This window comes from Ruegeria sp. ABD4_443, assembly GCF_056160865.1.
In genome coordinates this window covers 37,007-49,786 of record NZ_JBSWYA010000004.1, presented here as the reverse complement: position 1 = coordinate 49,786, position 12,780 = coordinate 37,007, and the positions used below count along the sequence as shown (strand labels likewise).

Annotated in this window: 10 protein-coding genes and 2 tRNA genes; 7 read left to right on the top strand and 5 right to left on the bottom strand. The window is 61.8% G+C overall.

Annotation, left to right across the window (positions count from 1 at the left end):
* Positions 1–23 precede the first annotated feature (23 nt).
* Together ACXAG8_RS09220 and ACXAG8_RS09215 are read right to left on the bottom strand one after the other, a co-directional pair.
* Positions 24–99 (bottom strand) — tRNA-Thr (locus ACXAG8_RS09220).
* 152 nt (positions 100–251) lie between these two features.
* Positions 252–1,919 (bottom strand): GMC family oxidoreductase, encoded by a 1,668-nt coding sequence (locus ACXAG8_RS09215; RefSeq protein WP_475223571.1) that lies wholly within the window; start codon positions 1,917–1,919, stop codon positions 252–254.
* Between the two features lie 200 nt (positions 1,920–2,119).
* Between ACXAG8_RS09215 and ACXAG8_RS09210 the strand changes: the two genes are divergently transcribed.
* Complete coding sequence (locus ACXAG8_RS09210) at positions 2,120–3,034, top strand: LysR family transcriptional regulator (RefSeq protein ID WP_475223570.1); 915 nt, start codon at positions 2,120–2,122, stop codon at positions 3,032–3,034.
* A gap of 91 nt (positions 3,035–3,125) precedes the next feature.
* Here the strand turns inward: ACXAG8_RS09210 and ACXAG8_RS09205 are convergent.
* Positions 3,126–3,202: transfer RNA gene (locus ACXAG8_RS09205), tRNA-Arg, on the bottom strand.
* A 114-nt stretch (positions 3,203–3,316) separates the two neighbouring features.
* On the opposite strand from ACXAG8_RS09205, the gene ACXAG8_RS09200 reads away from it, so the two are divergent.
* Together ACXAG8_RS09200 and ACXAG8_RS09195 are read left to right on the top strand one after the other, a co-directional pair.
* Positions 3,317–4,342 (top strand): LacI family DNA-binding transcriptional regulator, encoded by a 1,026-nt coding sequence (locus ACXAG8_RS09200; protein ID WP_475223569.1) that lies wholly within the window; start codon positions 3,317–3,319, stop codon positions 4,340–4,342.
* 4 nt (positions 4,343–4,346) lie between these two features.
* On the top strand, positions 4,347–5,561 hold the full coding sequence (locus ACXAG8_RS09195) for a winged helix-turn-helix domain-containing protein (protein ID WP_475223568.1): 1,215 nt from the start codon (positions 4,347–4,349) through the stop codon (positions 5,559–5,561).
* A gap of 705 nt (positions 5,562–6,266) precedes the next feature.
* Here ACXAG8_RS09195 and hpaR read toward each other — a convergent pair.
* Entirely contained in the window at positions 6,267–6,701 is a 435-nt protein-coding gene (gene hpaR, locus ACXAG8_RS09190; RefSeq protein WP_475223567.1) for a homoprotocatechuate degradation operon regulator HpaR, read from the bottom strand.
* 237 nt (positions 6,702–6,938) lie between these two features.
* Here hpaR and ACXAG8_RS09185 point away from each other — a divergent pair, with 237 nt between their 5' ends.
* On the top strand, positions 6,939–8,363 hold the full coding sequence (locus ACXAG8_RS09185; protein WP_475223566.1) for a pyridoxal phosphate-dependent decarboxylase family protein: 1,425 nt from the start codon (positions 6,939–6,941) through the stop codon (positions 8,361–8,363).
* 36 nt (positions 8,364–8,399) lie between these two features.
* Complete coding sequence (locus ACXAG8_RS09180) at positions 8,400–9,170, top strand: HpcH/HpaI aldolase family protein (RefSeq protein WP_475223565.1); 771 nt, start codon at positions 8,400–8,402, stop codon at positions 9,168–9,170.
* Between the two features lie 6 nt (positions 9,171–9,176).
* On the opposite strand, the gene ACXAG8_RS09175 is transcribed toward ACXAG8_RS09180, so the two are convergent.
* A complete protein-coding gene (locus tag ACXAG8_RS09175) occupies positions 9,177–10,319 on the bottom strand; it encodes a DUF3095 domain-containing protein (RefSeq protein WP_475223564.1) in 1,143 nt (380 codons plus the stop codon).
* Between the two features lie 142 nt (positions 10,320–10,461).
* Between ACXAG8_RS09175 and ACXAG8_RS09170 the strand changes: the two genes are divergently transcribed.
* Together ACXAG8_RS09170 and ACXAG8_RS09165 are read left to right on the top strand one after the other, a co-directional pair.
* The gene (locus ACXAG8_RS09170; protein WP_475223563.1) at positions 10,462–11,634 is read left to right on the top strand and encodes an MFS transporter; all 1,173 of its coding nucleotides are present in this window, start codon (positions 10,462–10,464) and stop codon (positions 11,632–11,634) included.
* 24 nt (positions 11,635–11,658) lie between these two features.
* Entirely contained in the window at positions 11,659–12,690 is a 1,032-nt protein-coding gene (locus ACXAG8_RS09165) for a glycosyltransferase family 4 protein (protein WP_475223562.1), read from the top strand.
* Positions 12,691–12,780: the final 90 nt, after the last annotated feature.

Here is a 12,780-nt window from a genome sequence, read left to right as displayed (position 1 = left end):
GCAAAGGACGTTGAAAAGGAAAATGGTGCCTCAAGAGGGACTCGAACCCCCGACCTTGTCCTTACGAAGGACCTGCTCTACCAGCTGAGCTATTGAGGCGATGCGACCGCTCGTTTAAACTGAAGGATCGACCCGTTCAAGGGTCTTTCGTTGGGCAATTGCCGTCTTTTGCCGCACCCCGTGGCGGATGAATGGCAATGGATCAATGTGGGCCCCGCACGGGGTCCATGGGGGGCACAGCTTACCGGACCCTATTGACCATCCAGCACCCAGCGCGCGGCTTTTTCGGCGATCATGATCGTTGGCGAGTTGGTATTGCCGCTGGTGATCTCGGGCATGATCGACGCATCAACCACGCGCAGGCCCGCCACGCCTTTCATGCGCAGGTGCGGATCAAGCACGGCGGTTGGGTCGTCTTGGTGACCCATCTTTACGGTACCGACCGGGTGAAAGATCGTGCTGGCGATATCCCCGGCCAATCGGGCCAGTTCATCATCGGTCTGGTATTGAATACCGGGTTTGAATTCCTCGGGCTCGTAGGCGCGCATCGCGGGCTGGGCCATGATCTCGCGCACCTGCCGCAGGCTTTCGGCGGCGATCTTGCGGTCTTCTTCGGTGTCCAGGTAGTTTGGCGTGATCTCGGGGGCCTGGCGGAAATCGGGCGACGATATCCGCACATGGCCACGGCTGGTGGGGTTCAGATTGCACACGCTGACCGTCATGGCCGGGAAATCATGCAGGTCTTCGCCAAAGGCCTCAAGGCTCAGCGGCTGAACATGGTATTCAAGGTTGGCATGCGGGCGCGAGGGGTCCGATCTGCTGAACGCCCCCAGCTGGCTGGGCGACATGCTCATCGGGCCTGAACGCTTGAGCATATATTCAAGACCGATCCGCGCCTTGCCCGCCAGCGAATTGACCAGCGTGTTCAACGTGCGCGTGCCCTTGACCTTGTAGACCGCGCGGATTTGCAGATGGTCCTGCAGGTTTTCACCCACGAACGGCGCATCCATCACCACGTCAAGGCCGTGCTGCTTTAACAGGGCGGCCGGACCGATCCCCGACAACTGAAGGATCTGGGGCGAGTTCACGGCGCCGGCCGACAATACGACCTCTTTGCTCGCCTGCGCCTCGATCCGCTGACCCTTGCGGTAAACGACCGCCCCGGTACACAGCAACCGCCCGTCGCCATCCTTGCCAAAGGTCAGCTTTTCGACCTGCGCCTGAGTCCAGATGACAAGGTTCGGACGGGACTTGGCCGGGCGCAGAAAGGCCTTGGACGTGTTCCAACGCCACCCCGATCGCTGGTTCACATCGAAATACCCGACGCCCAGATTGTCACCGTCGTTGAAATCATCGGTTCTGGGGATGCCGTTTTCGACCGCCGCCTCGGCGAAACTGTCCAGAACATCCCAGCGCAGGCGCTGTTTTTCCACGCGCCATTCGCCGCCATGCCCGTGCAGATCGGAAAACCGGCTGTTGTCGCCCGTGGCCGGATCGGCCCCCCCGTCCAGCTTGTAATGGTTTTCATGCGCCTTGAAGTCTGGCAGCGCGTTTTCCCAGCTCCAGTCCGGGTCGCCGGTCAGATCGGCCCAGTTGTCGTAATCCCTGGCCTGCCCCCGCATATAGATCATGCCATTGATTGATGAGCACCCGCCCAGCGTCTTGCCGCGCGGATACAGCAGGCTGCGCCCGTTCAACCCCTTGGCAGGCTGGGTCTTGTACATCCAGTCCGCGCGCGGATTGCCGATACAATACAGATAGCCGACCGGGATATGAATCCAGGGATAGGTATCGGGCTTGCCAGCCTCCAGCAGCAATACCCGGTTCTTCGGGTCAGCGCTCAGCCGGTTGGCCATCAGGCACCCGGCCGAGCCGCCACCGATCACGATATAGTCGAACCTGGTCGAACCTTCCGGCATTTGGCCTATCCTCTGTCACTTTGTCATCACTTTCGCACCGGGGCGGTCGCCGATCCACCGTGTCCTGATCTGCCTGATGCAAGACCCCGCCCATAACCGGCCCGGATCGCCCGCCTTGGATGCGGGCTGCGCCGATCCTTGCCGTGTTGGCGCGAAAAATCTAATGACAAATCTCACTCTGCTATATTAGCAACTTTTATATGGACCGATTTTCGAACATAAACACGATCTTGGCCTTCGTGACCGTGGCCCGGGAAGGCAGCGTTTCCCGCGCGGCCGAGGTGTTGAACCTAACGCAACCGGCCGTCAGCCACCAGATCAAGCGGCTGAGCACCGAAACCGGCCTTACGCTGTTCACCAGAACGCCGACGGGGGTACAGATCACCCATGAAGGGGCCGCATTGCTGCACAAGGCGCAGCAGGTGCTGGACGCAATGGCCGAGTTTCGCCGCAGCGTCCGGCAACAGGCCGGTCGCGTCAGTGGCAAGCTCAAGATCGGCACCATTGTCGACCCCGAGTTCATTCGGCTGGGCCAGCTTCTCAGGCAATTGCGCAGCGACTATCCCGGTATCGAGACCGAACTTGTGCACGGTGTCAGCGGCGATGTTCTGACCTGGCTGAAACGGGGCCAGATCGATGGCGGTTTCTATCTGAGCGCTCCGGAAGAGGTATCCGGGGGAACGGTAAGCGATGATGAAACCCTGCACGCCCTTACGCTGGCGGGGTTTTCCTACCGGGTCGTTGCGCCTGCGGGGTGGCAAAACAGGATCAAGGATGCCGATTGGCCCGATCTGGCCGCGCTGCCGTGGATCGGCACGCCGGAAACCTCGGTTCACCACCGCCTGCTGACGCGGCAGTTCGAACGACACGGATGCAGGCAGAACGCCGTCGCCCTGGTTGACCAAGAGGCGTCCATGCTTGAAATGGTGCGCTCGGGCATCGGGCTGAGCCTGTGCCGGGACTCGATCGCGTTGCACCAAAGACAGACATTCGGCCTGGCCATATGCGACTCGGTCTCTGTTCCCGCCTGCCTGAGCTTTGTCACCCTGTCCCAGAACAAGCGCAACCCCACCATCGCCGCGCTGCTTGGGTTGCTGCGGCAATCATGGTCCTGACCGACCGCGTATGCGGGCCCTGAACAACCAAGGGTGAAAGCAGGGCGCGTGGCCAAATCAGATTGAAACACAGCGGGTTGCATCGCGCGGATGGCGACCCCGGCAGGATTCGAACCTGCAACCTGCCCCTTAGGAGGGGGCTGCTCTATCCAGTTGAGCCACGGGGCCGCGTGCCGCCTTCTGTAGCGGGCTTTTCGGGGCTTGTCATCGGGTTTGCGTAACAGTTGAACAGATCGCCCTGTTCACGCTACCATCGGGCAAAACAACCATGCAGGTATCCCGGTGACAACAGAAACAAAACGCCCGCTAACCCTTCGTGATGTGTCCGAAGCGTCGGGAGTGTCGGAAATGACCGTAAGCCGGGTGTTGCGCAACCGGGGTGACGTGTCCGACGCCACGCGCACCCGCGTGTTGGCCGCCGCGAAAGAGCTGGGCTATGTCCCGAACAAGATCGCGGGCGCGCTGGCCAGCAGCCGGGTCAACCTTGTGGCCGTCATCATTCCGTCGCTGTCCAACATGGTGTTTCCCGAAGTGCTGACAGGGGTCAACCAGGTGCTTGAGGATACCGAGCTTCAGCCTGTGGTCGGCGTCACCGACTATCTTCCCGAGAAAGAAGAAAAGGTGCTGTACGAGATGCTTTCGTGGCGTCCGTCCGGGGTAATCATTGCCGGTCTGGAACACACGGATGCCGCCCGCGCCATGCTGGATTCGGCCGGGATTCCGGTGGTTGAGATCATGGATACCGATGGCAAGCCGGTGGATTCGATGGTCGGCATCTCGCACCGCCGCGCCGGGCGCGAAATGGCCCAAGCCATCCTGAAGGCGGGGTACGAGCATATCGGTTTCATGGGCACCAAGATGCCGCTGGACCATCGCGCCCGCAAACGCTTTGAGGGCTTTACCGAGGTTCTTGGCAAGCACGGGATCGAGATTGAAGACCGCGAGTTTTACTCGGGCGGGTCCGCGCTGGCCAAGGGGCGCGAAATGACCGAGGCCATGCTCACCCGTTCGCCGGAACTGGATTTTCTGTATTATTCCAACGATATGATCGGCGCCGGGGGGCTGTTGTACCTGCTGGATCAGGGGATCGACATACCGGGTCAGATCGGCCTGGCCGGTTTCAACAATGTGGAATTGCTGCAAGGTCTGCCGCGCAAACTGGCGACGATGGATGCCTGCCGGCTTGAGATCGGTCGCAAGGCTGCCGAGATCATCGCGGAACAGTTGAAAAACCCCGAATCCGATCAGGAAACGCGCATCACCCTGACCCCGACCATCAGCTATGGGGATACGCTCAAACGGCGCTAACAGCATGAGCCTTCAGACCCTGGACAACACGGCCGCGCGCGCCCTGTTCATGCAGCGCCACGGATTGGCGGCCCAGCCTGTTGGCGCGGCCCGCGGGCGCGGGTTGCTGGGCCTGATTCACAGCCTCGGGTTCGTGCAGCTGGACAGCATCAACACGGTCGCACGCGCGCATGACATGATCCTGTATTCCCGCAGTCCCGGATACCGCGCGCGCAACCTCAAGACGCTGTACGAACGTGACAAGGCCCTGTTCGAGCATTGGACGCATGATGCGGCCGTGATCCCGATGGAGTTTTACCGCCATTGGCACCTGCGGTTCCGCCGCGATGCGGACGTGCTCAAGGCGCGGTGGAAGAACTGGCGTCGCGACGGGTATGAACAGCGATTTCAAACCGTCCTGGATCATATTCGTGACCACGGGCCGGTCAGTTCCTCTGACATCGGCAAGGACGAAAAGAAATCACCGGGCGGCTGGTGGGACTGGCACCCGTCGAAAACGGCGTTGGAATATCTGTGGCGCTCGGGGGCTTTGACGGTGACCGGGCGGAGCGGTTTCCAGAAACGCTATGACCTGACCGAACGTGTCATTGATACCGCCCTGTGCCCCGGCGCGATACCCTGCGATACGGCGGAAACGGTCGATTGGCTGTGCAATGCAGCCCTGGACCGGTTGGGTTTTGCCACCCATGGCGAGCTGGCCGCGTTCTGGGATACGGTCTCCCCGGCCGAGGCCCGGGACTGGGCAAAAACGGCTCTGACTCGGGGCGATTTGACCGAAATCCAGGTGCAACTGGCCGATGGAAAGACCCGCAAGGTCCTGACCCGCCCCGGCACATGCGACACGGTTGGACAGATCGGACCCATGCCCGGACGCATCCGCGTTCTCAGCCCGTTTGACCCGATGATCCGGGATCGCAACCGAACCGAACGCCTGTTTGGATACCATTACCGGATCGAGATTTTCGTACCCGCGCCCAAACGCGTGTTCGGGTATTACGTATTTCCGCTGCTCGAAGGTGATCGATTGATCGGGCGGATCGACATGAAGGCCCATCGCGACCGCGGAGCGCTGCGGGTCGAGGCGCTTTGGCCCGAGCGGTCGGTCCGCTGGTCCAAGGCCCGGACCGGGCGTCTGAATGCCGAACTGGACCGCGTGCGCCGCTTTGCGGAACTGGATCAGGTCGAATTTGCGGATAATTGGATGAAAGATGCCGTCTGACTCTGGTCTGGCAGGGTCACCCACGCGCCCAAAGACGTAGCCCAAGGAAGAAGTGCGCCGCGTCACGCTGATTTTCGCCACCCGGCACAAAACTCATAAGCGCAATCCTGCCCAATTCCCGCAGGATCGGAAATTGCCGTTTCAATCATCAGGCGAGCTGATCCATATGATCGCAATTGCATCACAATCCCACTGGGCAATAGGGCCGAAAGGGCAGGATCATGGCTGGCACGGTACAGCGGCCATCACAACGGCACACGCGAACCACGGCCATACGCTGGGCCGCGGCTGGGCTTGGAATCCGTCCAGATCGCGCTAGGTCAAGTGTCACAAGGGATGTAAGTTGCACCACCCAACCCGATGCACCGCATCGCAATTGCGCACCCAAGGCGCAAGATTTCGACAGATCCGCAATGTCCAGCCGCTCTGCCATCTGTGGTGACTTGGCAATACACCACGCCAACGACCCTGCGCATCTGCAACAGAACAAAAGGTTTTCGGAGACCCTGACCATCGCCCCGTCCCCCGAGGCGTATGGCCATTTGGGTGTGTCTGCATTTTCAGATCAGCCCATTCTCCGAAAAGTGACCGGAAGCCCTGCAATCGTCAGGCGGTTTCGGTCTTTGGTCAGACACGCCAGTTAACGCGCGTCTGGCCGTCCCGCCGGAGATTCCCCCCTTCTTCTCCGGCGGGGACACCTATGGGTTATTGACCGGGTTCGCCGACCTCGTTCAGCAGATCCAACAGCAATTCGTGCCTGTCCTGCCCCAACCGGGAACGCAGGTTCTCGCTGGCTTGCGTGCAGGCCTTCAGGTTCTGGTGAATGATCGTCATGCCCCCTGACGTGATTTCGATGATCTGCCGCCGACCGTCTTTCGGGTCCGGCTGACGCTTGATCAGCTTCTTGTCTTCCAGCTTTTGCAGAATTCGGGTCAGGCTTGGCAGTAACAGGCAGGCCCGTTCGGCGATGCGCGTCGGCTCTTGCGGGCCTTCCTCGTTCAGGACGCGCAGAACACGCCACTGCTGTTCGGTCACACCGACATCGGCCAGGATGGTGCGAATGGGCGCCATGACCTTTTCCCGCGCACGCAAAAGCGCAATGGGCAGGGATCGCGAAGTCAGGGGCATGTCGTCGGTCATGCGGAATCTTCGCGCAATTCCGCCATCTCCGCAAGGTGACAAGGCTTCGCATGCCATCCCCGCAAATCGTTGGAATTCGCCTTATTAGAGACTAATCGCAGTGGGTAGGGGTTCATGAACACACCTTCGCACGCCCCGCTGGCGCAGAAACTCATTGACCTTGCTGGGCCATTGACCCTCACTGAGCCCCATAAAGTTTCGACCGGTTTTGCGGTCTTGGACCAAGCGAGGGATTGGATGCAGTGGGGTGAATTCTCGGAGTGGGGCCACAAGGTTGCCGACTGGGCGCAGGACTATCACCAGACGGTCGGTGACCGACCCGTTCGCGCCCGCACCGAACCCGGCGAGATCCTGAACGCCCTGCCCGACTCGCCGCCGCAAAAGGCCGAGGCGATGGAACAGATCTTTGACGATTTCGAGCGGATCGTCATGCCCGGCATCACCCATTGGCAACACCCCCGCTTTTTCGCCTATTTCAATTCGAACGCTTCGGCGCCATCGGTCCTGGCTGAATTCCTGTCCAGTGCAATCGCACCGCAATGCATGCTGTGGCAGACATCGCCCGCCGCCACCGAGATGGAAACCCGGATGATGGACTGGTTGCGGCAGGCGCTGGACCTGCCACAGCCTTTTGCCGGGGTCATTCAGGATTCGGCCTCGTCGGCGACATTGGCCGCTGTCCTGACGATGCGGGAAAAAGCGCTGAACTGGCGCGGCAACCAACAGGGCCTGTTCGGGCAGAAGCCGCTGCGCGTCTATTGCTCGGCCGAGGTCCATACATCCGTGGACCGCGCGATCTGGGTTGCCGGTATCGGGCAGGACAACCTTGTTCGCATTCCCACCAGCGGCGACTGGCGCGGGATGGATCCTGCGGCGCTTGAGGATGCGATCCGGGCTGATCTGGACGCCGGGTTTCAGCCCGCGGGTGTGGTATTGTGTGTCGGCAGCACCAGCACGGGCGCGACCGACCCGGTGGATGCCTGCCTGCAGGTTGCCCGGGCATACGGGCTTTTCAGCCATGTCGATGCCGCCTGGGCCGGGTCGGCCATGATATGCCCCGAATTCCGCCACTACTGGACGGGGGTCGAACAGGCCGACAGTATCGTCTTCAATCCGCACAAATGGCTTGGGGTTCAGTTCGACTGTTGCGCCCATTTCCTGAAAAACCCCGATGATCTTGTGCAAACGCTTGCGATCAGCCCCGAATACCTCAGGACACACGGCAAGGACGGGATCATCAACTATTCGGAATGGTCCGTCCCGTTGGGTCGCCGGTTCCGGGCGCTCAAACTGTGGTTCGTGATCCGCGCCTTTGGCCTTGAAGGTCTGCGCGACAGGATGCGCAATCATATCGCATGGTCGCAGGCGTTGCATGACAAGCTGGCCGCGCACCCTGATTTCGACATCGTGACCGCTCCGATGTGGTCGCTGTGGACCTTCCGTCTGGTGCCGGCCGGATCGCACGGCGCCGCGGACCTGGATGCGCTGAACCAGCGCTTGGTGGATGCCATCAACGATGATGGCCGTATCTACCTGACGCAGACCCGAACAGGTGGGAAACTGGCGATCCGGTTTCAGGCCGGACAGTTTGAAACGACCCGCGCCGACGTGATGATGGCCTATGACGTGATCACCCAAATTGGCGCAAGCCTGACCGCCTGACCTAATCCCCGACCCTGACCCCAAGGAGCCTTTTCCATGCCCGCACCCGTCAACCGCTTTAAACAATCCCTGGCCCGGGGCGATCGCCAGATCGGGTGCTGGATGAATTTCGCCGAGGCCGTCTCGGCCGAGATCATGGGCACCGCCGGGTTCGATTGGCTGGTGATCGACGGAGAGCATGCACCAAACGACATCCGTTCGATCCGGGATCAGCTGTTGGCGCTGTCCTCCAGCACCTCGCATCCGGTGGTTCGGGTTCCGGTGGGCGAAACATGGATGATCAAGATGGTTCTGGATGCTGGCGCACAGACGGTTCTGGTGCCCATGGTCGAAAGCGCCGACCAGGCGCGGGCGCTTGTCCGGGCCTGCCGCTACCCCCCCGAGGGAACGCGCGGTGTCGGGGCATCCGCATCGCGGGCCACGATGTTCGGCATTGTTGACGATTACATGCAGACCGCCGATCAGCAGATCTGCCTTTTGGTGCAGGTGGAGAACCGCGCAGGCATGGCCGAACTGGACGACATCCTTCAGGTCGATGGCGTGGATGGCGTCTTTGTCGGCCCGGCGGACCTGTCAACGGATATGGGGTTTCAGGGCGACAGTACCAGGCCCGAAGTGCGCGCTGTCATTGCGGATGCCATGACCCGCATTCGCGCCGCCGGAAAAGCCCCTGGCATTCTGGCCACCACTGACGAGTCAACCCAGGCCTATCTTGAGATGGGGGCCCAGTTCCTGGCGGTCGGCCTGGACGTCAAGCTGCTGTCGGACAGCGCCCGCGCCCTGGCGCACAGGTGGAAGACGGCCTGAAACGGCCTAGCCGCGCATGGTTTCGGCGGCGCGGGCATACCCGCCCGAAGCGCCGTCAACGAAATGCACATGGTCATCACGCGTGGCCGAGGGGACGAAACAGGTCATCATTGCCTCTTGCTGGCTGTGAATCCCATAGCGGATTTTGCCACCGGCCCGCGCGGCATCGAGTGCCTGCGTAATGCGCCGCAGGGTCGGCTGATCGCAATCCAGCGTCATCTTGAGCCCATCGTCGAATTTGCGGAAATCCGCGTTGCGGGAAACCATGCGCTTATAATGGTCCGGCTCGAACTCGCCCAGTTTCCTGCCGGATTTGAACAACAGCCAGATCAGCAGGTTCTGAACCAGCATTTTGACACGTTGCACAAACAGGTTTCGCCCGGCCCGCGATACCTGGGCATCCAGTCGCATCCCCGGCGGAGGCCACCGCAGCGGCGGCCCATCACGCGGCACCGGGTGACCGCCGCGTTCAAGCCCCTGGGCCGCAGACAGGACCGATTGCGCGAGGTCGGCAAAATCCTGTTCCGACGCATTCTGCGTGGGCTGTATGACCAACGAGACAATCTGGCCATGTCGCGCCGGGCTGTTGGACCAGCGGCACGACAGTCCGGTCAGATCGGGCTGCGTGCCGGGGCCGGCGGGCGTCACCGCATAAGCACCTGCCTTAAGTTGTTCTTCGGCCCAGTGCAGCCCGCCCCCTGCAAACATGGCGTAATCAACACCCGAGGACGGGGCATGGCGGGCCACCCGAAGATCACGGTCAGCGGCGCGGATATCCGCAACCGGCACCAAGGCCGCGCGCAATGCGATGTCAAACTCGGTCTTCGCCCAGCTTCGCAACGCCGCCAGCGCCGTTTCCGCCTTGCCCGCCTCGCCACCGTCAATGGCAAAAGCTGCGCCGTCGCCGCCAAAAACATAAGGAAACACCCGCCCGCCCAGCGCATTGATCATCGCCGAGATAACGGCCGCCCCCACCATGTTGACCGTCTTGTAACGCCCTCTGGCGATTTCACCGGTCGAATCCACGATATCCGCAACACCCAGGACCCATCCCTCGGGCACCGGGACGAATTTGGCCGGGTCGGCCAGGGACAAAAAGTCGTGCGACACCGGAACAGAGTCATAAAACGCGGCATGTGCAGATGTCATTGTCCCTCCGGTCTGTGCGACATGCGTCGACGATAGACCATTCACACCCGGTATGGTTAGTCTGCAACATTGCACACGCGCTTGTGCATGACCCCCAGACATGCCAAGCATCCTGTCAGGGCAGCCGGGCAAGGGGGGGAACATGCGCGCAGGCTTGGTGGTTTTGTGTCTGGCATATGTCCTCAGCCAGTTTTTCCGCGCCTTTCTTGCGGTTCTGACCGCTGATCTGGGTCGGGACATCGGCGCAACGCCCGAAGACCTGGCCTTTGCGTCCGGCCTGTGGTTCCTGGTTTTTGCAGCAATGCAAATCCCGGTTGGCTGGGCGCTGGACCGGGTCGGGCCACGCCGGACATCCGCCGTTTTGCTGATGATTGGCGGGGCCGGAGGGGCCGCCGTTTTCGCAGCCTCCACCACGCCGCTTCATGTCGCGGTTGCAATGGCGCTGATCGGTGTCGGATGTTCGCCGGTTCTGATGGCCTCTTATTTCATTTTCGCGCGCGAATACCCACCGGCCCGGTTTGCGACACTGGCGGCGGTGATGCTGGGTGTCGGCTCGGTCGGAAACCTGGTGGCGTCCTACCCGACCGCGCTGGCCGTCGAGGCGATGGGCTGGCGCGCCACGCTGATCGGGCTGGCCACTGTTTCGGCGGCTGTCGCGGCGGGTATCTGGGTGACGGTGAAAGACCCCGCGCGCGTGGTGTCCGAACAAAAGGGTTCGGTCCTGGACCTGTTGCGGCAACCGGCCCTGATTGTGATCATGCCGCTCATGCTGGTGGCCTATGCGCCCTCGGCGGCGCTGAGGGGGCTTTGGGCGGGGCCCTATTTTCTGGATGTCTTCGGGCTGAGCGCCACCCAGATCGGCCAGGCCACGCTGGTCATGGGGGCCGCGATGATTGCCGGCACCTTTGCCTATGGCCCGCTGGACCGGCTGCTGAACACACGCAAATGGGTGATCTTTGGCGGCAACGCGCTGGCGGTGCTGGCGCTGGGGCTGCTGGGCATGTGGGTTGCCAACGCCGTCTGGCTTTCGGTTCTGCTGATGGCGCTGATCGGGTTTCTGGGCGCGTCCTTCCCGGTGATCATGGCGCATGGGCGCGCCTTCATTCCGGCCCACCTGGTCGGTCGCGGTGTAACGTTGCTGAACCTGTTCGGGATCGGTGGCGTGGGGCTGGCGCAATTCGCCACCGGACGCATCCACGCGGCAACGGTGGACATGGGGCCAGCGGCACCCTACACAGCGATATTCGGCTTTTTCGCCGTTACCGTTGCCATCGGTTGCGTGATTTACCTGTTCAGCCGGGACAGCATGGACTGATACCTGATCCGCCAGGAGACCCTTGTGAACGACCCTGTTGTCATCGCCCCAAATCTGAAACGCAGGCTTTCGGGCGTAACCGCGACAATCGCCCGGCTGGTGCCGCTGCAGGCGCAACAGATCGACATCGCCGCAACCGGGCCGGGTTTGCCGGGCGACATTCCCCATATACCGCTGGGCCGCCTGCCCTTTCTGTCCCGTCGTACGCTGCGGGTCTGGCATGCGCGGCGCAATACCGAGATGTTGCTGGGTCTGGTCCTGCGCAATGTGTTTCGGTTGAAGCTGAAGCTTCTGTTCACCAGTGCCTCGCAACGCGCCCATACCGGGTACACCAAATGGCTGATCGGCAAGATGGACGCGCTGGTTGCGACCTCGCGCAAGACGGCAGGATATCTTGACCGCGACGCGCAGGTGATCATGCATGGCATCAACCTGCAAGATTTCGTGCCGCCCGCCGACAAGACCGCGCTGCGGGCGCAGCTTGGGCTGCCCGATGGCCTTCTGCTGGGATGCTACGGCCGCATCCGGCACCAAAAAGGCACCGACGCTTTCGTTGACGCCATGATCGACCTGTGCAGCCGATTCGACGACGCTTCGGGCATCGTCATGGGCCGCGCGACGGAAAAACACACAGCTTTTCTGGCCGAGCAGAAAGACAAGGTCGCCAAGGCGGGCCTGTCCGACCGCATCCTGTTCATGCCCGAGGTGACGGTCGACCAGATTGCCGAATGGTATCAGGTTCTGGACCTGTTCACCGCCCCGCAACGGTGGGAGGGCTTCGGCCTCACCCCGCTTGAGGCGATGGCCTGCGGTGTTCCCGTCGTGGCCACCGATGTGGGCGCGTTTTCCGAGATCGTCACCGACCCGTCGCTGGGCCGCGTGGTTGCGCCCGGCGACATTCCGGCACTGGCCGATGCGGCGGCAGAAATGTTGGCTGACCGCGATTCCCTTGCCGCCTGCGGACATGCGGCGCGCGCCCATGTCGAGGCAAATTTCGACATTGACGGCGAGGCGCGGGCGCTGGTTGCGCTGTACAAGCAGCTTCTGGATGGCTGAACCGCCGCAAATCGGTGCCAAATGCGGAAATTGACTCTGAAAGCCCTTTTTTCTTTCCGGTCGCGCGGCTATGAACGCGCGTCCTTAACT